The 24125-nt window shown below is 44.1% G+C and carries 18 protein-coding genes; 11 read left to right on the top strand and 7 right to left on the bottom strand.

Going from position 1 to position 24125, the window contains the following annotated elements; all coding sequences use genetic code 11:
* Position 1: 1 nt before the first annotated feature.
* The 4 genes from V144x_RS09700 to V144x_RS09685 all read right to left on the bottom strand — a co-directional run bounded on the left by V144x_RS09700 (position 2) and on the right by V144x_RS09685 (position 4716).
* Positions 2–1534, bottom strand: a complete 1533-nt coding sequence (locus tag V144x_RS09700; RefSeq protein WP_232102774.1) for a hypothetical protein — start codon at positions 1532–1534, stop codon at positions 2–4.
* An 88-nt stretch (positions 1535–1622) separates the two neighbouring features.
* Complete coding sequence (locus V144x_RS09695; RefSeq protein WP_144984877.1) at positions 1623–2072, bottom strand: GNAT family N-acetyltransferase; 450 nt, start codon at positions 2070–2072, stop codon at positions 1623–1625.
* Between the two features lie 131 nt (positions 2073–2203).
* Positions 2204–3532 carry a Gfo/Idh/MocA family oxidoreductase gene (locus tag V144x_RS09690; protein ID WP_144984874.1) on the bottom strand — a complete coding sequence of 443 codons (1329 nt, stop codon included), beginning with the start codon at positions 3530–3532 and terminating at the stop codon, positions 2204–2206.
* A gap of 140 nt (positions 3533–3672) precedes the next feature.
* Positions 3673–4716, bottom strand: coding sequence for a formylglycine-generating enzyme family protein (locus V144x_RS09685; protein WP_144984870.1), 1044 nt, complete (start codon positions 4714–4716; stop codon positions 3673–3675).
* A 53-nt stretch (positions 4717–4769) separates the two neighbouring features.
* Between V144x_RS09685 and V144x_RS09680 the strand changes: the two genes are divergently transcribed.
* Complete coding sequence (locus V144x_RS09680) at positions 4770–5795, top strand: FAD:protein FMN transferase (protein ID WP_144984867.1); 1026 nt, start codon at positions 4770–4772, stop codon at positions 5793–5795.
* Between the two features lie 18 nt (positions 5796–5813).
* Positions 5814–6725, top strand: a complete 912-nt coding sequence (locus tag V144x_RS09675) for an aminotransferase class IV (RefSeq protein WP_144984864.1) — start codon at positions 5814–5816, stop codon at positions 6723–6725.
* Positions 6726–6751: 26 nt separating this feature from the next.
* Here the strand turns inward: V144x_RS09675 and V144x_RS09670 are convergent, their stop codons facing one another.
* Both V144x_RS09670 and V144x_RS09665 read right to left on the bottom strand, forming a co-directional pair.
* Complete coding sequence (locus V144x_RS09670; RefSeq protein ID WP_144984861.1) at positions 6752–7069, bottom strand: DUF4198 domain-containing protein; 318 nt, start codon at positions 7067–7069, stop codon at positions 6752–6754.
* Between the two features lie 189 nt (positions 7070–7258).
* Positions 7259–8197 carry a DUF1559 domain-containing protein gene (locus V144x_RS09665; RefSeq protein ID WP_144984857.1) on the bottom strand — a complete coding sequence of 313 codons (939 nt, stop codon included), beginning with the start codon at positions 8195–8197 and terminating at the stop codon, positions 7259–7261.
* A gap of 352 nt (positions 8198–8549) precedes the next feature.
* Between V144x_RS09665 and V144x_RS09660 the strand changes: the two genes are divergently transcribed.
* The 9 genes from V144x_RS09660 to V144x_RS09620 all read left to right on the top strand — a co-directional run bounded on the left by V144x_RS09660 (position 8550) and on the right by V144x_RS09620 (position 22768).
* Positions 8550–9824, top strand: a complete 1275-nt coding sequence (locus V144x_RS09660) for a tetratricopeptide repeat protein (RefSeq protein ID WP_144984854.1) — start codon at positions 8550–8552, stop codon at positions 9822–9824.
* A gap of 212 nt (positions 9825–10036) precedes the next feature.
* A complete protein-coding gene (locus V144x_RS09655; RefSeq protein ID WP_197998848.1) occupies positions 10037–11662 on the top strand; it encodes a CRTAC1 family protein in 1626 nt (541 codons plus the stop codon).
* Between the two features lie 98 nt (positions 11663–11760).
* Complete coding sequence (locus V144x_RS09650) at positions 11761–13623, top strand: hypothetical protein (protein WP_144984848.1); 1863 nt, start codon at positions 11761–11763, stop codon at positions 13621–13623.
* 222 nt (positions 13624–13845) lie between these two features.
* Entirely contained in the window at positions 13846–14634 is a 789-nt protein-coding gene (locus tag V144x_RS09645; protein ID WP_144984845.1) for an IclR family transcriptional regulator, read from the top strand.
* A 65-nt stretch (positions 14635–14699) separates the two neighbouring features.
* Positions 14700–15758: a DUF1559 domain-containing protein gene (locus tag V144x_RS09640; protein WP_144984842.1), complete on the top strand. Its 1059-nt coding sequence runs from the start codon at positions 14700–14702 to the stop codon at positions 15756–15758.
* Positions 15755–16171: a hypothetical protein gene (locus tag V144x_RS09635; RefSeq protein WP_144984839.1), complete on the top strand. Its 417-nt coding sequence runs from the start codon at positions 15755–15757 to the stop codon at positions 16169–16171. Before V144x_RS09640 ends, V144x_RS09635 begins: the two co-directional genes overlap by 4 nt.
* A 44-nt stretch (positions 16172–16215) precedes the next feature.
* Positions 16216–18882: an FAD-dependent oxidoreductase gene (locus V144x_RS09630; RefSeq protein WP_144984835.1), complete on the top strand. Its 2667-nt coding sequence runs from the start codon at positions 16216–16218 to the stop codon at positions 18880–18882.
* Between the two features lie 181 nt (positions 18883–19063).
* Positions 19064–20521, top strand: a complete 1458-nt coding sequence (locus tag V144x_RS09625; protein ID WP_144984832.1) for a DUF1501 domain-containing protein — start codon at positions 19064–19066, stop codon at positions 20519–20521.
* 243 nt (positions 20522–20764) lie between these two features.
* Complete coding sequence (locus V144x_RS09620) at positions 20765–22768, top strand: hypothetical protein (protein ID WP_144984829.1); 2004 nt, start codon at positions 20765–20767, stop codon at positions 22766–22768.
* 13 nt (positions 22769–22781) lie between these two features.
* Here V144x_RS09620 and V144x_RS09615 read toward each other — a convergent pair whose 3' ends face one another.
* The gene (locus tag V144x_RS09615; RefSeq protein WP_197998847.1) at positions 22782–24122 is read right to left on the bottom strand and encodes a CehA/McbA family metallohydrolase domain-containing protein; all 1341 of its coding nucleotides are present in this window, start codon (positions 24120–24122) and stop codon (positions 22782–22784) included.
* Positions 24123–24125: the final 3 nt, after the last annotated feature.

Below are 24125 nucleotides of genomic sequence, written 5' to 3'. Positions count from 1 at the left end.
TTCACTTTTGAAACTGAAACGAGAATAAGTCGGCATCTTTCAATTGAATGAGGAGTCGAATCGGTTTTCCCTGAAGACTGCTGACGTCTGCATTTTGATTCCATGTCACAATACGATCCACACTATCACCAAACAGGTCTGCACATTCTCTAAGAGTGAATCCTTGAATTGGTTTTCCCTTAGGAGTTTGAAGTTCGATGCGCAAGCTACCGGCGGCTGAAGTTGCGAAGTTAACTGATAATTTTGAGCCCTCAAAGATAATCGGCTTGGAAATCAGCTCTCCCCCCTTCATCGAACTACGAACCGAAGTAAAACCGTCAAGCCGCAATGTGTATCGCCTGAGAGCTCCTCCTTTACCGTGCCAGTAATCTTCAGGAGCATATATTGATAATTCATCAGGAGCACCGGGAAGAGTAGACTTAGTTTCCACAACATGCTCTGCAATAAATTGATGACCGTATTGCCAGGTACCAGAACGTTCGAGCCCCGGGCGCAGGAACGCTTCGTTCCAGCGTTTGAAATGTACGCCATCACGGCTGGCCATTAACAGCCCCTCACTAATAGCAGTCCCATAACGCTCGACTGAGGAAGCCCGCAATTCGCGACGTTTGAGATCAGGCAGTGCTTTCATTGATTCTGACCAGCCTCGCTCTATATAGCGGGCAGGAAAGCCGATTCGAATATGTGGTGCCCGATGATAGGCTTTAATCTGATTTGTATAAAGCTGCTCACTGGGAGAGTCTTCGTAAGTCAAATCAGCTTCATTGCCCCAATTCAGAAAATCATCAGATGTGGCAGTCCTGATCGCACGGTCTCCTTCAGGTTTCCAAGTTTTGGAGGTTGTAATTCCTTTCGTGAAAATACGGTAATACGCCCGGTACGTTTTTTGATCAGAATCCCAAAATGCGAGATTTTGTGAATCGAAGGCTCCTTTAGTAATCACCGGTTTTTCCTGCATCAGCTTCCAGTGAATCCCATCTGTCGACTGAAACGCATAGAGCCCTCCTTCACTCTGAATGCCTGCTAACGCCTTATACTTCGCCGCCGGTTTGCAATTCGGGTTTTCATCTTTGAAAGGTGCAAAATTATGTGTACCTCGCCCCTCCAGAATAATGTTGTTTTTCTTTGAGCCCTTAAACTCGACGATGCCAAGCTCCGGACGAGTCCAATGGATGCCATCATTACTTTCCGCATAACAATAAAAGGGTTTGTGGCTTCCTGTATTAATGCGACCTTCCGATACAATAATATGCGACCCACGATAATAGAGCCGATACAGATCTCCATCCTTAAAAATGGTGTGGTACCCGGAACTACTCCCCTCCCAGGGTTGATCAAATTTAAATACGACTTCACGTGATATTGGATGCTGCAATCGAATCTCAGCCTCACCTGTCAGCTTATCTACAAGGGCCTCATCAATAAACAACTCTCGCCGATCGCCGATAAGAAGTGGTTCTGCCGCAAACACAGGAATTGCACAGATCAACAAGAGAGAAAACAAAATAGAATTTCGGATGAATCGGGTGGGCATGGTGTTGGCTCCTGGTAGGAATAAAGGAAGGCTTTTAAGATAACAAATCCGTTTAGGAAATACACCTTAAAAATTAACTTCAAATGTTTCAGCCGGGCAGTTTGAGGTGTAATAAAGGATACGGCTTGCCAAAGCCATCCACTTCGGAGCGATGAGCGATTTCAAATCCCATGTGTTGATAAAAGCTAAGTGCCTGTTCGTTCTGCTCATTAACATCAACCAATTCGGCCTGCAGTTCGTTGATTGCATATTCCAGCAATTTGCGGCCGATGCCTTTCCCTCGCCAGGCAGGATCAATAAACAACGCTTCAATTTTTGGTATGTCTACTCCTATAAAACCAATCACGCCTCCTGTCTCGTCGCGCATGCAAAACAAAGGAATCTTCAGCAAACATTCTGAATGCACCAGAGGTTTGAGAGACTGAATCTCTTGTTCTGTCAAAAAACTATGCGTAGCACGCACGGAAGATTCCCAAAGCTCTAAAGCCTGAAGGTAATCAGAGGGGACAAGGCTCGTGATCTGATTCTGATGAGGCATTTTGATATCAGTAATTGAAATGCATGTTAATATAGAATCTGTCTCAGAATCATACTGAAATCGAAAAAATAAAAAAGGCCGATTGGTTCGAGAGAAACCAATCGGCCTGGGATAGAAATTTCTAACAGATCTTAGAGGACTTTCGTCGCACCCGGTGTTGGAATCGGGTAGAATCCATTGTCATCTGGAACTGTAATGGGAGTTGCTTCCCAGGAAAAATCTTTGGGCATCAAGTTAACATTGGAAGCCATTGCCTGGTCCCAAGTGACGGGTTTGCCGCTATAAGTTGCCAATCGCCCCAAAATTGCTGTCATGGTTGATTTCGCACCATATTCAGCTTCGTTATAGGGCGTTCCCTTACGGATAGCGGCAAACAAATCATCGTGTTCCACCTGATAGGGATTCGGCTTTTTGCCACGATACTTCCATTTGTAACCGGCATTGGTCTGGTATTTGGCACCACTGATATCGCAAGAACCTTTACTTCCTTGAGCGTGTTCTGTCACACTATTCCAGCAGTTGCGAATGTGTCGACATTGGCTATACATGCGGGTTCCGTCTGCATATTCGAACTCGACCGCGAAGTGATCATAGATTTCACCGTACTTCTTGTCGGTACGCACCTGACGTCCTCCCATGCCATAAGCTTTCACAGGAAAATCTTCTTTTAGCCAGTTGCAGACATCAATATTGTGAATGTGCTGCTCATTAATGTGATCACCACAGAGCCAGTTGTAGTAATACCAGTTTCGCATCTGGTATTCCATTTCTGACTTCGCATCTTTGCGATCCAAACGCGGTTCCCATACACCACCACCGTTCCAATAGCAACGCATTGATGTGATATCACCAATGGCGCCATCTTTCAGACGGTTAATGGTTTCGATATAAGGAGCTTGATGATGACGTTGTAAACCAACACCAACAGCCAGTTTTTTATCCTTGGCTTTCTTAGCAGCCGCCAACACTTTTTTAACTCCAGTCACATCGGTAGCAACCGGTTTTTCCATGAAGACATGCACACCTTTATTGACGGCAGCTTCAAAATGAATAGGGCGAAAACCAGGAGGCGTGGCCAAAATCACCACATCAACACCACTGTCGAGGACTTTTTGGTAGGCATCGAAACCGACAAATTTTTTCTCCTCAGCGACATCAATTCGTTCTGGACGACCAGAAAACTGTTTCTGGAGGTTTTTCAAACTTCTGTCCAACCGATCATCAAACGCATCGGCCATCGCTTCCAGTTTGACATTTCCATCAGTCGACAATGCCTGAGAAGCAGCACCAGTACCACGGCCTCCACAACCGACGAGACCAACTTTGACTTTATCGTCACCACCGGCATAAATATGAGCCGTTGAACCTAAAGAGGAAAGCACTCCTGTTCCTACAGCAGTTGCCGTAGATACTTTTAAAAAGTCACGTCTTGAGGTAGATTGATCATTAGATTGAGTCATCAGAGGCCTTTCCCTAATCTTTAAATCGAATTAGTGTGTGATACGGTTTCTAAAAGATATATGCATTTCGCAAGAGAAATCGTTTGTTGTTTTTCAGCGAATGCACCATTTTCTAACTAAACAACTTAATTATTGTCAGATTAACGCCCTTCATCAGCCGGGATGATCGGATCAAGATTGTATTTTTTCCGTTCTTCGGCTGTAGGTACCTTGAGAGGACGAACTACACGGAACCCCACCATAATGGCATCGGTATGATACCAAATACTTTGTGGAAGTTGAGGATCTTGAATTTTCCAGTCTGAACTGGAATAGATACGGTTGGCACTTCGTAATTCCTCTGGTTCATCGTCCCAGGAACCACCGCGAACAATGCGTGGATAAAGTTTGGTTGGTACATTAACAGGAAACTTCAGTGTGCCTTTACCGCTCCATTTTTTATACGCATCGGGAATATACTGGTCGAGTACCCACTCGGAAACATTCCCATGCATGTCATACAATCCCCAAGGGTTCGGCTTCTTCTTTCCAACTTTTTGATAGGTATCATTGCAGTTGGCGTAATGCCAGGCATAGTCATCCAGTTTAGAGGGATCATCACCAAAAGAATACGCAGTGGTTGTTCCCGCGCGGCAGGCATATTCCCATTCTGCTTCTGTGGGCAAACGGTAATAGTGACCTGTTTTTTCACTCAACCATTTACAATAGGTTTTCGCTGCTAACTGAGTCATACAGATTGCGGGGTATCCATCGTGTCCCATATCGAAGGTCATATCTGTATAAGGCTTCGTGGGACGTGTCACTGCGTCAGCTGCTTTTTCTTTTGCGTCTGCTTTTACACGTGTTAACTTTCGGCGTTGAATATCCAGATTGAAACTCCAAACATCGTATTCATTCCAAGTGACTTCATGTTTGCCCATCCAGAATGGCTCGATTTTGACTTTGATCTGAGGCCCCTCGTCATCTTCTCGCTTCTTTTCGCCAGCAGGGCTACCTAAAACAAATTCCCCTCCCGGGATGGGAACCATATCAAATGTGACATCCGTGTTAGCAATTTTTTCGGTATATGGTTTCATCGTTTTTTCAGTCTCACCAGCGTTTGCCAGTGAAACAGAAACTAAGAACGCGGCCAGGAATGCCACTTTGCCTTGCATTAAATGACCAGGGCGACGTACGCTAAGCATATTAGGTTACTCCGTATTGGTAAGCTTTATACAGTCTTCAATCAGGGTTGATAATGTCATACGTTTATCAGACATGCCTGCTTCTCTCCACCATAACAGGCAATCAACAATGCACGGAAAGCGAAATTCTTACTCGCTATGAATTTCAAGAAGTGCATATGGGAGTGCAATGGAGAGTTTTATTATATGCAACGAACGAGGTAATCGCAAACAAAGCCTCTCAAAATGCTTTTGTCCGTGTAAAGGAACTTAATAAAATCCTCAGCGATTATGACCCTGAAAGTGAATTAAACAAGTTATGTCGGTTATCAGGGCCGGGAAAGCCAATCAAAGTCAGTCGCCCCATATTAGATACACTGAAAAAAAGTCAATCACTCTCTAAGGAAACAAATGGCGCGTTTGACGTTACAATCAGCCCCGTTGTACGCCTTTGGAGACGGGCTCGCCGTCGAAAAAAACTGCCTGACAGTCAAAGCTTGCAAGCAGCCCGTAGTATGGTCGGCTATAAACTAGTTCGTATATCAGACCAGAATCAAACGGTAGAGTTGATGAAAGAGAATATGCGTCTTGACCTGGGAGGTATTGCAAAAGGATACGCAGCAGATATCGCACTCGAAGAATTAAAGAAAATCGGGGTGAACCGCGCCATGATTGATGCCAGCGGTGATATCGTTCTGGGCGATCCTCCACCAAATACATGTGGCTGGAAGATCGGCATCTCCTCCGGGGACGAGCAAAAGGGAAAGATCGATCGATACCTGTTATTACATAATACGGCGGTTGCCACTTCAGGTGATGCGTTGCAACATGTTGTAATTAATGGAAAACGTTACTCGCATATTGTTGATCCACGTACGGGAGTAGGCCTCACTGATCAAAGCCGCGTAACGGTCATTGCTCCAGATGGAATGACCGCCGACAGTCTCGCTTCAGCCATCAGTGTACTCGGTCCGGAACCAGGAATTAAGTTGATCAACCACAAACCAGGAACTGCGTGTTTGATTCTCAGACACGAAAACGGGCGATTGGTCGAATATGAATCCGCCTGTTTTTCCTGCTATGAACTGAAACAGAATTAAAACTTGAAAGGAACTGACATGACGCAGAATCTGGTTTATCTGAACGGTGAATATGTTCCCGCAAATGAAGCAAGAATTTCCATCTTTGATGGAGCCATTAGTCTAGGAATGACTGTTACTGAATCCACACGAACTTTTGGACACAAACCATATCGTTTGCGAGATCATATCAATCGTCTGTTTCAAAGTTTAAAAGCAGCACGCTTCGAAGCCGGTATGACAGCTGATAAACTCGAACGGCTCACTCTGGAAGTCTGGGAGAAAAATCAGCCAGGTTACGATACAGGTACTGATGCCTGGATCATTCATAACATCACCCCCGGCCAATGGGTACCTTCGAGTGGCCAGAAACCAGCAGAATCTCAACCGACGGTTATGATTGTTACATTACCTCTCGACCTTTCCTATTGGGCAGACTTTTATCAAACGGGTTGCCATGCTGTGACACCCTTTACACGAATTCAACCTCCCCAGTCTCTGGATGCACGGATCAAAAATCGTAGTCGCTTTACTTATACATTAGCCGAATCTGAAATAAAGCTTTTCGATCCGATGGCACAGAGTTTATTGCTCGATACAGATGGTTTTCTCTCAGAGAATAAAGGAGGTAACTTTTTTCTCGTGTCGAACAATCGAATTCGCACACCAAGTACGATCAACTGTCTGGATGGAATCAGTCGACAAACGATTTTTCAGCTCGCAGAACAACTTAATCTGCCAGTCGAAGAATGCCAGCTACTGCCTTACGATGTCACTACTGCTGATGAGGCATTTTTTACAAGTACACCTTACTGCATTATGCCAGCTACAAAATTCAACGGCACTGTGATTGGAAATGGTGAAGTCGGGCCAGTCACTAAAAATCTATTAGCCGCCTGGAGCGAACTAGTGGGAATCGACATCATCGAACAAGCCCAGTCATCCAGATAATTAGAATTGACTAGATTAAACTAAAGTCAGTTCGTCTTTTTTAGCGCAAAATCGAACGTTTTGTTGTCTTTCGTGACATTAGCACTCAATGAAGTTCCTTCACCCTGATACTCTTTAAGAGCGGGGTTTGGTGCTCCATTGAGCATACGGTCTATATTGATTTTATACTCGCGAGGGGCGTTGACCGACGCAGTATATTTTCCCTTATTGTCAGTCATGATGAGTGTTGGCCCCACTGACGGATCACCGTCTGCTGGCGTAAAAGTAACTTCCGCTTCACTAAGCGGTTTTCCTTCAAGAGTAACAACACCTGAAACTTCAACAGACTCACTAGGGTCTACCATAGTTGGGTTGCTACAACCTGTCATAAATAAAAAGAGTAAAACAAAAATAAACGAAAATGATTGGTTTGAATGGATAATCATGTTAGTTTCGCTTTAAGAATCAGATTAATAAAAGAAAAAACAATACACACTAAGAGCATTTTTAGTGTGTATTGAAATCAATGGTTAAGATTATTTTAGAACAAAATACTAGTTTGGAACTTCAACGACTTCGCCCCCTTTTGGTGTACAGAGTGCTTGCCACTGCCTACCATCGATATTGTTACTAATAAAGCGAACGGCACCATCCATGAATCCACAATGTACGCCACCAACATGAGCACTTCCTACAGTGCCAAAATTAACAGTGGTACTGTAAGTTGCTTTAGGGTTGCTTGGCGTCGCGTCAATACGCGTAGAAAATCCAATATTTCCATAGTTAACTGCTGGATCATACCAACTTCTCCCCATCAGGTTTTTGTATGATGTCGGTAAAATATAATCCAATCCCTTGGCGAATTCAGAAAATGTAATTGTATTACTTGTCCCATCAGTTACATTGCGCAATCTCATCTGAGGGGCGTAAACAGCACCTGATACGTCGTCTGTCATACCCCAACGTGAGGCAAAGATTCCATTAGTCGTATCCGACCCGTGTCTACCACAAAGACCATAACCATGATTCGCGCTCGCTGTGGGATAGTTATGTTGGGCATAATTCACATCATCAAAGATCAGCGCACTTGGACACATAAATACAGTTACTTTTGTTCTGCGGGCTTCATGGTTCACAGGATCATGGGGATCCACTGTAAAATTAATTGTGTTGTAGAGTGGGGTTTGATCCAGATAGGGCAATAACATGGTATGAATAGTGTGAGCATAGTTACCATTGTCTGTTTCACAACAACATGAAGTAGCATTGTAATGGTTCACACCACGTGGAATCACACCATTGGTGGTATCGACGTAATTATGTAGTGCAAGGCCAAGCTGTTTCAAATTATTCTTGCATTGGCTGCGGCGAGCGGCTTCGCGTGCCTGTTGAACAGCAGGTAATAGAAGGGCAATCAGAATCGCAATAATCGCAATCACAACCAACAACTCAATCAATGTAAAACCAAATCTTCGTCTTGGTTTCAATTTCATAATCTCTCTCCTTATAAACACATAAATACAACGAAAAAAACATAAAACGCGTTATATTTCATGAACCGAATGAAGCTCGGCTACTTTGATAAGTAAAAAATCAAGGCGAGAAGATTTTTTTATTTGCTTGAATTAAGCTTTGGAATCAATAAAGATATTCAGTTTCACCAACCAAATAAGTATGATTTATTAATATACATTAAATTATTAATATACATTGGTATTAATTTAGTATATAAAGTTACTTAAAACCGTCAATATTTTATTAGCTACATTTTGAAATAATTATTAATTAAGGCGTCCTGCCGAGACAGGATTTAGTTGTTTCAAAGGACTGCTTTCAAGCACCACGATGACGGCACAACGAGAGACGGAAAAGGCGCAATTCGTGGGCCACTTCAAACACACAAGATTTTTTTGTGGGTTATCTTGCAGCTATTTGAAAGAAAAACGCTTGCGTAAACGAACCCAAATCATCATAGGTGTTTTCACTCTTACTACCTTTGTCTGGATTACCAACTATTTCATAGGCAGTTATGCGCGCGAAAATGCTACTGAAACACTGAAACAGGCAGAGCATTTACTTATAAAAGGACAACCAAACCAAGCTATTGATAAGCTCAAAAAGCTTTTGAAATACGATCCTGAAAATAGCAAGGCGCTCTTTCTTTTAGGGCAGAGTTATTACAACCAAAAAGAATACACCAAGTCCCTCGACAAGTTCCTGACTATCCCTGAGCGTTCCGATTTATATGGCGCTGCTTTGCTCAATGTAGCAAAGTCTTCCATACAGACTGCAAAGATTGAACAGGCAGAAGATGCACTCGAGAAATATTTGATTAAATTCCCCAACTCATCACCCGCTCGAACAGAACTACAATGGCTGTACTTCAACCAGTTTCGCTTACGCGAAGTTGAAAGCTTATTACAAGCGGGATTACTTCAGGCGGAAAATCCGTACCCATTTCTTTATCATTTATTACATTTGGAATTTAAACCTCCGATTGCTCAAGAGTCGATTCGACTGCTGAAACGAATCAACGATGCACAAACAGGTCAAGCTTCTGTCATAATGGCTTTAGGATATTGCTATTGGAAACTTGGCAAAACTGAGCAAGCAAAAGTTTTGATTAATGAATCACTAACGATAATCCCTGATCGCATTGAGTCAATCTTAGTTGCTGCTGATTTTTATTTAGAATTAGGCGAGTTGACGAAATGCGAAGCAATCTTGCATCAAAAGTACCCGCAACAAATTCAAAGTTCATTAGAACAGGATGATCGCTGGCACTGGATACTTAGTCGACTTCAATTTCAGAAGAACAATCAAACAGCAGCATTAGAAGAAATCCAAAAATCGCTCAAATTAAATCCGTATCAAATCAAATACCTGCAATACTGTGGAACCATCAAACAAGCATTGGGCCAGCAAAAAGAGGCCCAACAATTCTTCCAACAAGCGAAGAAATTAGCGTTAAGTCATCGAGAACTAGATAAAATAGTTTCTAGTGGTGTTCTGGAACAACCAACAAAGGCTGATTGTCTTCAAGTATCCCAATACTGTAAGGATCTGGGAAAAGTAATTCAGTCGCGTGAATGGAAAAAGATTGCTACCTCACTTCAGTAAACAATAATCTCGAGAAGTTGTAGTAACATTAAAAGGTCAATAAAAAAGCAGAAGTTATGTTGGACTCACAAAAAGGCAAATTTCTATTTCCACTAATAGTGGTGCTTGCAACATTGCCTGTCTTGGGAACAGGATGCTCTGAACAAAATTCGTCATTGCCAAATTCCAACATAAAAAGCTCCCTTCCAAAAACATCTTCCACGACACAGGAAGTGAATCACTCTTCTTTAGCGAGTCCATTCCAGTTTACCTCCATCGCAAAAGAATCTGGTATCGATTTTATCTACTATGGTAACCCTAGTCCTCAACATTACATGGTCGAACAAAATGGAGGGGGAGTGGCCTTTTTTGATTTTGATTGTGATGGCCGACTTGACATTTTTTTTGCGAACGGTTCCCACTTCGATCACCCAGCAGAACAAGCTGAGGAATTCCATCAGCTTTATCGCTCAGCTGGTTTGTCTTCGAAGAAGCTTGATTTTGATAAGGTGACCGCTCCTGCAGGCTTAAAAAAAACGGGTTTTGGGATGGGTATTGCCTGCGGAGACTATGATAACGATGGTTTTGTTGATTTGTACCTGTGTGCTTACGGGAAAAATTCTTTCTGGCAGAATAACGGTGATGGGACATTTAGCGATGTGACTGACCAGACCAAAACAGGAGACGAGCACTGGGGAACCAGTGCCGCTTTTGCCGATCTCGACGGAGATGGTAATCTCGATTTATATGTCACAAATTACGTGGAATATTCACGGAATGACCCTCCATGTTATACCACACTTAACTCGCAACGGCTCAAAATCTCTTGTGGTCCTATTGGTAGAATCGCGCAGCCCGATGTACTCTATAAGAATTTAGGAGATGGAACTTTTTCAGATGAATCAGCGCAATCTGGTATTACTCAACCTGCTGCAGGGAAAGGATTGGCAGTACAAATTGTTGATCTTGATAATGATGGTTTATTAGACATTTTCGTAGCGAACGATACTACCGATAACTTTTTCTTTCGAAATTCAGGCGAACTCCATTTTGAAGAACAAGGGCTCATTCAAGGAGTAGCAGTCGGAGATAATGGATTACCTCAATCTTCAATGGGTATTGCCTGTGCTGACTTTAACAAGAATGGCCACTTCGATCTGTTCATTACAAATTTTGAAAATTCGCCAAATGATTTTTATGAGCAAATCGAACCTGGAATATTTCTAGCCAGTAACTCACGACTCGGATTAGATACGGCCTCCCGTCCCATGCTGGCGTTTGGAACAGTAGCCGCTGATTTTAATCTTGATCAATGGCCCGACCTGTTTATTGCCAATGGACATATTTGGGATCTGAATCGGCAAAAAACCGAGCATGAATATGAGATGACTCAGCAATTATATCTTAACCAGAGCGGAACACGGTTCGTTGATGTTTCAAGTAATTCAGGTTCCTATTTCAAGGAAAAATTTCTGGGACGAGCAGTAGCCGTTGGAGATGTAGATAATGATGGCGACTCCGATTTAGTCACTTCACACGAAATCAAACCAGCAGCTTTATTACGTAATGACAGTTCACGCGCAGGAAAAAGCCTAAGGATTAAACTTATCGGAGTGAAAGAAGCACGGCAACCTTTGGGAATTACGATTAAAGTATTCATTGACAAAGACAAGCAAATCTTTAATGTTCCCGCGGGAGGTAGTTTTCAATCATCTAATGACCCACGCGTATTAGTACCCATTGATAAAGCCACTTCTATTGATCGAATCACAGTTTCATGGCCCAGTGGTCAAAACGAACATTGGAAGAATATTCCAGTACGGGAAGAATTAATTCTCGTAGAAGGAACTGCAAAATAGCAAGCCTAGATTTCGCTGTAACTTGATTACTTAAGTAGGGCAGGCATTTTTCCATCCTTTGAGTATAATCCGTAGCGTTTTCTGTTAGAATACGTAAGATGTACTCGCTACTTTTGACCTTGCTCTTTTATTGTTTCGCCGGGCTGATCGTATTTCGATGCGTTCCGAGACGACTGCACTTGTTGGCTTGGGGCAGTTTACCGATTTTGTGGGTGTCTTTTCTATCTCTCGCTGGGCTGCTCGAAACAACCCTTTCTCTACCTGCGATCATCAGCATACTTACTTTGTTTTGTGGATTGATTGTTTATGTTCTACGAAAGCATCAAAGCAATTTAAGAGAGCGCCTCTTTGTCTCCTCGCCGCTCACCTTTTGGATGCTTTTTGCATTTTTGCTGGGTGAGTTTCTGATCGCCATTCAAGTTCATCTACTCGTCCCCTGGGGAAGTTGGGATCCGATGTTTACATGGGTTCTGCGTGCACGTTTTCTGGTAGACGGAGGCGACCTTTGGACACAAGGCTTCTCGAATGATCTTGCATTACTGCATCCCGATTACCCGCCCCTGTTCTCGTGGGCATTGGTTCCACTTTGGAGCTTGGATGGAAGCCGATCTGCACTTGCAGTTGCCTGTTTGACGATCCCTTTCTTCGCTGGGTGGATGTCGATTCTGACCGGATGGTGGCGCTTGATCGAAACTCGAAATTCTCTGTGGGGGTACCTCACCGTTGCTATCATCCTGGGTACACCGTTTCTTGTTTATCTTCATGCAATCAAGTCACTCGATTTCATTTTGTCTTATACGATACTCACATCTCTGGCCTGGTACCACTTTGCGAAGAAGGAACAAAGCCGAAGTGGCTGGATGATTAGCGGATTCGTAGTTGCCTGGGCAGCATTAGTTAAAAACGAAGGACAACTTTGGATGGTCTCGTTTTTTGGATCTTTACTGCTACTCCAGTCTCTTCATTTTTTTAGTCCTTATCGTAAAGTGAATACCAATTCACAGCTTTCCAGGAAATCAATTCTCTTTGCGAGTCTTCAGGGCGTTTTTATTCCCCTGAGTTTTTTGATTTGGTTCAAAATTAGTTTGGCACCACCTAATGATTTAATTGAGCCTCAACGTGCATTTGAAATTAGTCAGGTCCTTCAGCCAGAAGTGTTTTTCAACTCTTTCAGCCTCTTAGTTCGGCTTGACCAGGTCGAGGAATGGGAACGACATCAATTGATCTTGAACCATTTGTGGAACGTCTTATCAAATTGGAAAGCGGAAGGGCTTTTGCTCTGTTCGGTCCCCGTCCTGCTATTATTCATTCTTCTGCTGAGAAAGAAGCCATTTCCCAGCATGCTTTTGGCAATCGGAATCCAGCTCACTGGTTATTATCTCGTCTATTTACTTACCCCCTATAATCCGTACTGGCATGTTTCATCATCCATGAATCGGCTGTTGATTCATATTGCCCCTGCAGCAGTTTGTTTATTAGGATTTTCCTTATGCTATTCACCCGTTGATTCAGCAAACTCAAAACAGAACGCCCCAGAATATGCTCGCTTTTTTCGATTGACAGTCTTAAGTCTGCCTCTGGTTTGTCTGCTCTTCTGTTATTCACAAATTCGGAGCAACACTTTTCCCTGGGATTTTCAGAGTGAGCCTCTTAATAGAGAAGAGCAATTAGCCAATCTTGAATTCCCTCCAGTTTCTCATGCCACTTTCGTGACCAATCAATTTGAACCAGCGATGTTGTATCAAATGCAATTTGCAGCCCTCCCCACGGTACTTGTTGTTGATCGACGAGAGAAAACTCTCATTGCCAGTTTTCCTACAGAAGAAGAGCTCAAAACATACTGCCAACAAAACGGATGGAACCTCAAACAGAATCGAGCAGGACTCGGTTGGGCAGAATCGATTACTCCTAATGGCCCCCTCCCACATATGGATCAAATACGGCAACAAAACGGAATGTAGTTTGTTGCTAATTAAGTCGTTAGATCCATAGATTTCATTACAAATGAAAATCGAGAACGTTTAGAAATAGACGCAATCGCGTTTAGCAACCAAGAATCAACTGTGCTTATCGTCTCGTCTATTTCAATGAAAATCGATTTCAGATCAGAATTCGTTTATTTTATTTGACAGCGCCATGCTTCATATGTACCATATATCAAACTATATTCTACAGGACAAACAATGAAAAAGAAAACTGCCGCGATAGATACAAACCGCTACCATGTGCCTAATCTCGAACGGGCCATCAAAATTGTGGAATATCTGGCAGATCGCCCTGAAGGAATCACTATGAGCGACGTAAGCGTCGCTTTACAAATCCCGAAAAATAGCGCATTTCGTATACTGAATACACTTCTTGCCTATGGCTATGTGTTGCGTGATGAAAAAACTCAGCAGTTTCGTTTGAGCGGAAAGTTCCTGGGATTAGGAGGTAGAGGAACGGGTGCAGAACAACTACTGGAAAACTCGATCGATGTGCTACGTCGGCTGCGAGATGAAACGGGCGAAACAACTTTGGTAGGACGCCTTATAGATCGGGAAGGCGTTGTACTGGGACAAGTTGCCAGCAATCATCCAATTAAGGTGCTCGTCGAATTGGGCACCCGTTTTCCTTTACATGTCGCTGCCCCTGCCAAAATCATGCTGGCTTATCTGCCACCTGCAGAACAAGAGCGACTCATCGCAAAATTGACACTCAAAAAATATACCAACCGTACCATTACGAGCATAAAGAAATTGAAGTCCACGCTCAAAGCGTCCTGTGATCTAGGTTATGCCGTTGATTGGGGAGAAGAAGTCGAAGGCATCAACTGCGTTGCTGCCCCCATTTTTGACCACAGTGGCTACCCCATTGCTTCCATTTGGGTCACTGGTCCTGAACCAAGAATCGGACATCAACAGTTTGACAAGTTTGCTGAAATCGTAAAAAAACATGCCGCAGAAATCTCATCTCGAATGGGTTATGTATGACTTTTTATCTATTGATTTATAAATAGCAGTTTCTTTTGTACTTGATCGTTGAGGAGCTAAACATCATGCCAGGGACATATCAAATACATAGTCAGATCTCGCATTGTGCCAGGCAACACCGGCTGAGAAATATTTGCTGCTCTCGTCGGGGATTTACGCTCATTGAATTACTGGTTGTAATAGCAATCATCGCCATTCTCATTGCTCTCTTGTTACCAGCTGTCCAACAGGCACGCGAAGCGGCAAGACGTTCTGATTGCAGAAATCGCTTGAAACAAATTGGGCTCGCATTACACAATTATCATGAGACCCATAGTGTTTTCCCGCCTGGTACTGTGATGGGCAGTGCGTTTCCGCAAACTGGCTGGTGTAATTTTCCCGCAAGCGGAAGTAGTGTCAGGAATGGCCCTCCCTGGACAGTGTTGATACTGCCATTCCTCGACGAAAGCAATCGTTACAATCTGTTTGTCTTTGAAGAGCCCTTTACCGGTTTCGCCAACCACGCTCCAACGGGAACACATCCACATGGTTCTGCGGCTAATCATACGGAGTTTTTGAAAGGAAACCCAAAATTTCAATGTCCGAGTGATATCAACTCTCAAGCCGGGGCTAACAACAGTAGCTACTTTGGTGTGAATGGTGGAGCCACTGGCCCGGCCTCGGGAAGGTGTTCGACACAAACTGATCGTTGGTTTTTTACTAATGGGATTCTTCACACCGATTCCAGAATTCGCATGCGAGATATTACCGATGGTTCAACGAATGTGTTTATGGTGGCTGAGTCCAAGTATCAACTCAGGCCTGGAAGCCGAACTCCTGCAGATGCACACTATGGTTGGGCCTCAAGTGATTCCAGTCATCAGGCACCGGGTGAAATTCCCGGAGTCCAGGTAGGAGCACGCTGGCAAATCAATTACCTGGATTCAGATGGTTCAAAAACGGATACCGGGTACAGCAATCGTGGAGCCATGAGTGGAGCTTTTGGCAGCTTTCACGAAGGGGGATGTCATGTTTGTATGGCCGATGGCTCAGTCCATTTTCTCAGTGAGAATATGGATCTAACCACTTATCGAACTCTCAGTGACCGAGATGATGGGCTTCCAATCGGAGGATTCCAAAAATGATTCACACCATCATTGCCAAACGAATCAGTTATCATCAATTAGGTTTCCTCTTTTTTTTGTGCGCTCTCATCGGATGTGGAGGCTCGAATTCTGGTCTTACCAAATACGACTATTCAGGGACGGTGACCTTTAATGGAAAACCAATTCCTATTGGATATATCTCTTTTGAACCAGATTCGGTGCCCGGCCCAGGAAGTATGGCTAAGATCATTGAAGGTCGTTATGAAACTCCTACAGGCAAGGGATTACTTGGAGGTCCCTACAAAATTCTCATCAGTGGATTTGAGGGGAGTGGTAACCCGGAAGCATTGGGGGATGGTGCTCCGATTTTTGTAGATTATCATTTAATAATGACACTACCTGAGAAAAGTACAACACAGAACTTTGAAATCACATCCGCTGATATTAAATAGAACAAAGATATATAAGAATAAATACTGAATAAGAAAATCAATTGATGACAAAACAACAAACACTCTATTTTTTGATCCTGATGACCGTGTGTCTTCCTCTTCGCGCAGAAGTAAAAGAGTTGAAGAGCGATTTATTAATCGTCGGCGGAACGGAGTCGGGTTGGGCAGCCGCGATCCAGGCAGCCCGCTTACAGGTCAAATCGATTACGCTCGTATTGGATGGTGAGTGGCTGGGGGGGCAGTACACGGAACAAGCACTGGCTTGCGTTGATGAAAACAAAGGAACGGGTAAAGTGGGCTGGGGAGTCGACTGGCATCCAATGAAACGCTCCTTTCATCGTAGTGGACTGTTCAAAGAATTAATGGATCGCATTGAAGCGTTTAACACACAAAAATATGGGGCTCCCATGCCAGGACGTCCTTATCATGGCCCTTCCACATTTCGCCCTGCTGAAGCTCAAGCAATTTTTCGAGAAATGCTTCAACCTTATATCGACAGCGGACAGGTTCGATTAATCACACGCCGATATCCTGTCAAAGCAGATGTCAATCGCCAGAAACAACATCCTCAATTAATGGGACTCTGGTTTGCGCCAGTCGGTTCTGAAAAACCAGACCTGTTCTGCACTGCCAGATTAACCATCGATGCTTCCGATTGGGGTGAGGCAATTCAGGTTTCTGGAACTGAATTTGAATTTGGAGCTGATCCTCAATCGCGTTATAACGAACCAAGTGCACCACCGGATACCAGCAACTATCCTGCCAATGAAATGAATCCTATTACATGGGCGATGATCGTTGAAGAATCCGACAAAGATTCACCGATACCTAAGCCAGAACGATACGATGATCGTAATTTTGTGCGTACCTCAAAACTCAGTCTCTCTAAGATGAAACAGCTTCAATGGGATCGACCGGTAAGATTGGGATCCATTCCTCATTGGCCCGATGCGGGTAAAGCATCGCCGCGTCAACTCTCAATTTTTACCGTGCGTCGAATTGTAGATGGTTATACGAGTCAAGATCGCAAAACGAGTATCCTGCTAAATTATATGTTAGGCCAGGATTACCCACTCGAGCGGCTGCCACATCATGTGATCGAGGCACTGGAAGAAACTGAACCAGGCGCTTCGAAGAAAAATATCGTATTAATGAACCGCCAGCAAAGACAAATTATATTTAAAGATGCAAAACGACATTCGTTATGTCTGTTATACCACCTGCAAAACTTTGTACATGAACATGCTGCCGATAAAACCAACAGTTTTAGACATTTTCAGCTGAGTGATGAATTTGGAACTGAAGATCAACTACCTCACAAACCCTACATTCGAGAATCGTTGCGGCTGAAAGCCCTGTATATGATGCGGGAGCAGGATGGGCGGAACCATGATGGCCCCACAAAAAAATTCGCCCGCGAACGATTTGCGCGTGTGATGTATCCGGATGGACTATTTGCCTGGCAATTTCATTACGATTTCCATCGGACGGGACGTGCTTATTTAAAAACAGAGGGCAATAAAGGTCCCTGGATCGATTATGAAAAACCAGGCCGTAATACGAGCCTGATCAGTGATCGTTCTGTGTTCCCGTTGAGGAGCTTAATTCCTATAAATATGGATGGCTTATTGGGAGCACAAAAAAATGTTGGATATAGCAGTATTGTCAGCGCGGCAATTCGGTTACATGATCAGTGTGTGGCCATTGGTCAGGCTGCCGGTGCCACCGCAGCCATTTCTTTGCGTCATGGAATTGCTCCTCGAGAAATTCCCTTTCAGCGTGAGCAATTGGAGCGAGTACGCACGGCATTATGTGGAACACTTGAGACAGGAACGCCTGTTTTAATCTGGCCATATCGCGATTTGGCACCCGCTCATCCCTACTTTGTGGCCATTAATCGTCTCGCTGCGCGGGGAGTGATCCCGATGGAAGTGCGGAAAGTCGATTTTCGTCCCAATGATCGCGCAACAACTGAATGGCAAAGGGAAACAAAACGCTTAGCACTAGAGACCATCGAACAATCTGATTTGACAGTGGAGATTTCTAATGAAATCAGTCGAGGAAAATTTTGTCAACAATTGTGGGAGCTCATCAAAAACCAACCCATCCGAAATTTTCGTCGTTTGACACCTCACGATGCAGACGGTGATGATATTTTGGATGTTGATGATCCCACTCCGTTCACTCCCGGAAAACCGATTGAATGGAAACAGGAAAAATTAACGGCAGCCCAAGATGGATTGTTGGACAAATCTAAAACGCCACATTCCCGAAGAATCAATTTCACAGGACTGAACTCAGCCCCCTTGCCAAACTTTGAGGCGGACCATGGTTTTAAATTCGATCAAAAACGTGGATTCGGGTGGAGTCGTGATATCAGACACAATTATCGACAGCGCAAAATTCTTCCGGAATCCTATCGCGATACATTTCTTTTTACGCGTGATCATGATATTTGGGAGTGTAAAGTCTCCAACGGACGCTGGCTGGTCACGGTTTGCGTAGGAGACTCTGGACACGAACAGACCGGACAGTGGGTGACAGTCGAAGGTAATCAGGTTATTAAAGATGTCGTGACGGCCAGTGGTGCATTTCGCGAACAGAATGTCTTTGTCGATGTCACTGATGGACGACTGACGGTCGAAATTGGAAAAGCGGCCGCGGGAACAAACACCTGCCTGAACTGGATATGCTTAGAACCGGCTCAGTAATTTAGCAGAACTCACCTGTTTTTCTTGCATGGAACCCGTTCTTTTTCTGTTTATTTCCCCCTGACAACTTAGAAATGTATTGAACGCATCAACGAATGACGATATATTTAAGAAGATTAAATATTTAGTTCGTACGCACTGCTCGTGCTTCGTCATAACAGTATGGGAAGTTGAGTCTGATATGAAGTTCAATCAACATTCAAATACTCATGGGCAACACGCCTTTACAGCCTTCAATCCCCTGATTCCTGAAGGCTTAGTTTTGCGTAGTCGTCGGAATATGCTAAAAGCCTCGCTCGCAGGAATCGCAGGTCTCTCAGTACCGAATCTGTTACGGGCTTCAGACCAGTTGAAATCCGTAGGTAAATCTTCACTGCCAAAAAAAAGCGTAATTCTCCTTTGGATGACCGGCGGTCCCAGTCACATTGATACCTGGGACCCTAAACCGAATCGCCCCATACAAAATCGCGGTCCCTTTGGAGTGACAGAAACTTCCGTACCCGGCATTACAATTTGCGATCGGCTTCCCAAGCAGGCGGCAATGATGGATCGCTTTACTTTGATCCGATCAGTCGACCCCAAATTCAGCAGCCATCAACCCAATCAAGTGATGCAGACCGCCAATCTATTAGCGGCCCCACGTACCAATCGCAAAGGGGATAAATATCCAGCGATCGCTTCCATCATCGCCAAACACCATGGCCCCAATGATCCCAGCATGCCCCCGTATGTTGCGTTTATGAAGCATCATTCGCATATCGCCTGGGGGGGCTATCTGGGAAAAGAGTATGACCCCTTCATCGCCAACGATGCAGCAAACTTGCCGGTCTATGATCTGGTGGGAAAAGACACTGGCAAAATGAGTGGCGGAAAAATGTTCCAACTCGCCTCCGGACTCTCCTCCGAACGAATGAAGAGCAGGCGTGATTTAATGCAACAATTCGACAAATTGCGAAGTGACATTGATCAAGCAGGCTCTATGAAAGCGCTAGACAGTTACAGCCAACAGGCTTATGAAATGGTGCTCGGTCAGAAAGTACAACATGCATTCGATCTGAATCAGGAATCAGCGACCATGCGCGATCGATATGGCAAACATCTCTGGTGTCAACAGGCGCTTCTCGCCCGGCGCCTGGTGGAGGCCGGAAGTGCTTTTGTAACGCTCGATCTGAGTTATCATACCGCTTCCGGAACGTGGGACAATCATGGTGATAATGTCCCCCCTTATGGTGGGATTAAAAATGGTCTGGGACCGATATTACCTTTATTTGATCATTTGCTGACCACATTAGTTCAAGACCTTGAAGAACGTGGATTACTGGATGATGTCCTGGTCATTGCAATGGGCGAATTTGGTCGAACTCCCGTCTCCGGAACGCAGGGAAGTACCGATGGCCGCAATCACTGGCCCGTGGTAATGTCGATGTGTATGGCGGGTGGTGGATTGAATCATGGTCAGGTAATTGGTGCCAGTGAAAAGGACGGTGCCAATATCAAACATCGCCCTGTTCGTCCAGGAGATCTTGCTGCAACTATCTACAAATATATGGGAGTCCCCCTTGATACACATTACGTCGATGACAAAGGACGCCCCATTCCCGTTATTGAAAATGGTGCCCCCATTCACGAGTTATTCTAAGTCTTTCCACTGCAAACGTCGCCCTTCATTGCCTGAAGTTTGATTTATCTTATCTATTAAGGCACGTTTTTTGTCGAAAAAACAAAAAACAAGGTGTAAAGCCACCAGTTCCCCGTTTGTTTTTTTTGCAGCTTATTATAATCTGCAAACTGAGGCAAAAAGGAACACGCTGTGTTCTGCTTTTTTATCTCTCACAGAAAAACGGAAACAGACCTGCGTAATTTCGGAAACCATTCCTGTTTTATGACTACCTCAACCACTTCAATTTCAACGGCTTCTGGAGAACTTCCGGAGCAGGCCGCTTGCTCTCGAAAGCTTCGTTGGCTCGTATATATTTTGTTACTGGCAGTGACAACTGGCCAAGGATTGGCAGCGATTCTGAACAGCGCGCCTCTACAAAGTGCCAATGATCGGTCGCGGTGGTGTACGATCTGGTCGTTAGTGGAAGAAGGTACGTACGAAATTGACACGATCAATGAACAAGCGGGTTGGTCGAGCATTGATAAAGTCCGTCATGAAGGTCATTTTTATTCAACGAAGCCACCTCTGTTTCCAACACTCGTTGCAGGTCTCTATTGGATCATCAAAACCACAACGGGCCTTAATCTGAATCAGAATTTGTACGATGTGTCTCATATTATATTGGTAGTGGTTAATCTGTTACCGATGATCATCGCTTTGTTGCTCATTTGCGCGATAGTCGAACGGTATGCACACCACGACTTTACTCGCTATTTTGTTGTTATATCCGGCTGTTTTGCTACCCTTTTAACACCGTTTCTTTTGACACTCAATAATCATTCTATCGCCACATCTAGCGCCGTTTTCGCCTTGTATCCTTTCATGAGAATTTTACTGGATCAGGAACAAAAGAAACGGTATTTTTTGCTGGCTGGCTTTTTTGCCATGTTTACCTGCTGTAATGAGTTACCGGCGGCCCTGTTTGGTTTGATCGTTTTTGGCCTCTTGTTCAAAGCGAACCCTCGTTTCACTTGCTTTGTGTTTACCCCCGCAGCACTCCTACCCTTGATCGTTTTTTTTGCGACTAACTATGCCGCAACAGGTGGCTGGAAACCATTTTATCTGTACTATGGAACCGAAAAATATCTCTTCGAATATCGTGGAATCCCGAGCTATTGGAAAAATCCACAAGGACTTGATCGCAGTCTGGATTCCCCGTTGGTTTATTTTTTCCATTGTACTTTCGGGCATCATGGTATCTTTTCACTCTCTCCAATCTATTTGTTGACATTGCTCTCCTGGCTCTTTCTCAGCAAATTCAAAGCGAATGTGCTACGCCCTCCGTTATGGATTAGCCTTGTCCTGACTCTAATTTTATTCGGATTTTATCTTAGCAAAACAAGCAATTATAATTATGGCGGGAATAGTTCAGCATTACGCTGGATGCTATGGCTCACTCCTTTCTGGCTAATCAGCATGATTCCTTTCCTGGATCTGTTTTCTCACAAACGTTGGCTTCAGGTCTTTGGATCATTATGCCTAATAGGAGCGGTCTTCTCAGCCAATTATCCATTACATAATCCCTGGCGGGCGCCTTGGATTTTTACGATGTTTCAACAGGCCGGCTGGATAAACTACAATCAACGACCTCCAACACTTGACCACCCAATGACAACATGGCTCTTCTCCATCCCTGAGCCGACAGCTGAAACTCCAGAACCATTCGTCGAATTCACAGGGCCAGGTATTGATGGCCGCCTGATGAAACTCACTCTCACTGTGAAACCTTCACTTGAAAACGAAGCCTCAAAAAACCTGCGTACCATTCAGGTAACACGATTCCTGGGAACTAAGGAAGTCGAATCAAAAAAATACACCATCGACGTGGTCTCCTTTCAAGCCGGGAAATGGCCAAAAGAGTTTTTGCGTTGGCCTCATCCAGAAATCAGCCAGGCAGAGAAAAATGCAGCCTATCGTTTCTTTTATGGTATGCCACGCCCCCGTAAATTTAATGCTGGAAAGATTCGCCATATATTCACCCCCCTGCGCGATGACGCCTTTCGCTGCCAACTGGCTGCTTCTCAGGTATCAGTCATTGTTGCTGCAAACACGGAGTCAGAAAAAAAACTGAGATACCGAAAAGATCTCTGGCTGTGTGACCAGATACCATTCGGAATAGCAAAATTTGAAACCTCGGTGTATGACGAACAAACAAACCAGCTACTCAACAGGCAAACCTTCATTGTTACAAACGCCAGTGGAATTGGTACAATCCCTGCTGAGTAGACAACGAGGATTACTACTTCTGCGGACTACCGGGGCCTTTCATTGGTTGAATCCAGGCACGCTCAATTTCTCCTGTCTGTGCGGGATTGGGATGCAATTTTGAAGAACGAATGAGAGCCCGTACGTAAATTTCATTGCCATTGAAATCATATTTGGCGGTGGGCCCTTTAACTGTCTTCAAGTTCGCACCAATTTTTTTGCTGTAACGTTTTGTGGCATGTACCTCGTGTCCTCGCTTGTCTAAGACGGGTATGCCCTGCTTGGGATAACCTTTCAGAGTGCCTATAAAATGAGTCGTGTATTCCACCCCTTCCTCTGGATCGATTTCGATCTCCAGGCCATGGTCGGAATAAGTGATTGATTTGAGTTTCACTCCTGAAGAGGCATAAAACCGCCCTGCCTCCATCGCTTCCACAAGTGATTCTGGATCAAGATTCCTGGAAAGCACGACAACCCAGCCTCTGCCTGGCTCGCTCGCGCGACTTGGAATGTTATGATATTCATGCCCATCATCAGTGGACAATCCATACATTATTGGCAGATCCAACTCGGCTAATCTTTTAGTTAAAATAATATCCCACATCCGATCTGTGCTGGGATGTGATTCATCTCCACGATTATCAACGCCTGGATGGCCATTATAGACTTCGAAGAAATTCTCTCCGATCACCTTCATCAGTTCTTCCGCAGTGACTCCATAATGAAAATTAGGATGATTCAAATGAATCATCATCTTCTGGCCGGTTCGCTCACGTTGTGCGAGCAAAGCGTTTGTATTGTTCTGCATTACGTCGTAAACACTCTTCCCACCCAACGGAGTCAGTAATGAATGTAAATTCGTCGCATTCATATGCACGGGCATATTTTTAAATCGGTCAGTAACCTCTTCACTTTGAATCAGCAAATATTTTCCAGGTTCCCCCAACTTATCTGATACTTCCTGAAATGTTCGCAAACGAACTTCAATCTGCCCTTCTTTGTTTTTGCGTTCTTCAATCCAATTGGGAAACCGTTTTTTCAATTCTTTGTAAGCATGCAGTTTGCCTTTATTTTTTTCGGGAACAGTCCATCGTTCTGATTGCGCCAGTACATTATGGTCTGTAAAAGAGAGAAAATCATAACCATGTGATTTATACCAGTCAGCAATCATCTCGAGGTAATCATCGCCATCGCTCCACAAAGAATGCGTATGCAGGTTTCCTTTGTACCACTTTTCATCAGCAGATTCTTTTAATTCTACTGGCTCTGCAGCGAGAGTCACTGAACTGAAAAATAACAGACAACTTAATACGAACTGTGTGCTTAATTTTAGACCTGAATGGGCATTAGACCGTATCGATTCAAGGCGAGTCATATT

Source organism: Gimesia aquarii, assembly GCF_007748195.1.
GTDB lineage: Bacteria > Planctomycetota > Planctomycetia > Planctomycetales > Planctomycetaceae > Gimesia > Gimesia aquarii.
The sequence above is the reverse complement of the archived record's forward strand: the minus strand, read 5'-3'. Positions and strand labels throughout refer to the sequence as shown.

Bases quoted from the DNA above. Each gene is read 5' to 3' on its own strand.
- V144x_RS09700 (WP_232102774.1), bottom strand. From the start codon at position 1,534: ATGCCCACCCGATTCATCCGAAATTCTATTTTGTTTTCTCTCTTGTTG.
- V144x_RS09695 (WP_144984877.1), bottom strand. From the start codon at position 2,072: ATGCCTCATCAGAATCAGATCACGAGCCTTGTCCCCTCTGATTACCTT.
- V144x_RS09690 (WP_144984874.1), bottom strand. From the start codon at position 3,532: ATGACTCAATCTAATGATCAATCTACCTCAAGACGTGACTTTTTAAAA.
- V144x_RS09685 (WP_144984870.1), bottom strand. From the start codon at position 4,716: ATGCTTAGCGTACGTCGCCCTGGTCATTTAATGCAAGGCAAAGTGGCA.
- V144x_RS09680 (WP_144984867.1), top strand. From the start codon at position 4,770: ATGTCATACGTTTATCAGACATGCCTGCTTCTCTCCACCATAACAGGC.
- V144x_RS09675 (WP_144984864.1), top strand. From the start codon at position 5,814: ATGACGCAGAATCTGGTTTATCTGAACGGTGAATATGTTCCCGCAAAT.
- V144x_RS09670 (WP_144984861.1), bottom strand. From the start codon at position 7,069: ATGGTAGACCCTAGTGAGTCTGTTGAAGTTTCAGGTGTTGTTACTCTT.
- V144x_RS09665 (WP_144984857.1), bottom strand. From the start codon at position 8,197: ATGAAATTGAAACCAAGACGAAGATTTGGTTTTACATTGATTGAGTTG.
- V144x_RS09660 (WP_144984854.1), top strand. From the start codon at position 8,550: ATGACGGCACAACGAGAGACGGAAAAGGCGCAATTCGTGGGCCACTTC.
- V144x_RS09650 (WP_144984848.1), top strand. From the start codon at position 11,761: ATGTACTCGCTACTTTTGACCTTGCTCTTTTATTGTTTCGCCGGGCTG.
- V144x_RS09645 (WP_144984845.1), top strand. From the start codon at position 13,846: ATGAAAAAGAAAACTGCCGCGATAGATACAAACCGCTACCATGTGCCT.
- V144x_RS09640 (WP_144984842.1), top strand. From the start codon at position 14,700: ATGCCAGGGACATATCAAATACATAGTCAGATCTCGCATTGTGCCAGG.
- V144x_RS09635 (WP_144984839.1), top strand. From the start codon at position 15,755: ATGATTCACACCATCATTGCCAAACGAATCAGTTATCATCAATTAGGT.
- V144x_RS09630 (WP_144984835.1), top strand. From the start codon at position 16,216: ATGACAAAACAACAAACACTCTATTTTTTGATCCTGATGACCGTGTGT.
- V144x_RS09625 (WP_144984832.1), top strand. From the start codon at position 19,064: ATGAAGTTCAATCAACATTCAAATACTCATGGGCAACACGCCTTTACA.
- V144x_RS09620 (WP_144984829.1), top strand. From the start codon at position 20,765: ATGACTACCTCAACCACTTCAATTTCAACGGCTTCTGGAGAACTTCCG.
- V144x_RS09615 (WP_197998847.1), bottom strand. From the start codon at position 24,122: ATGACTCGCCTTGAATCGATACGGTCTAATGCCCATTCAGGTCTAAAA.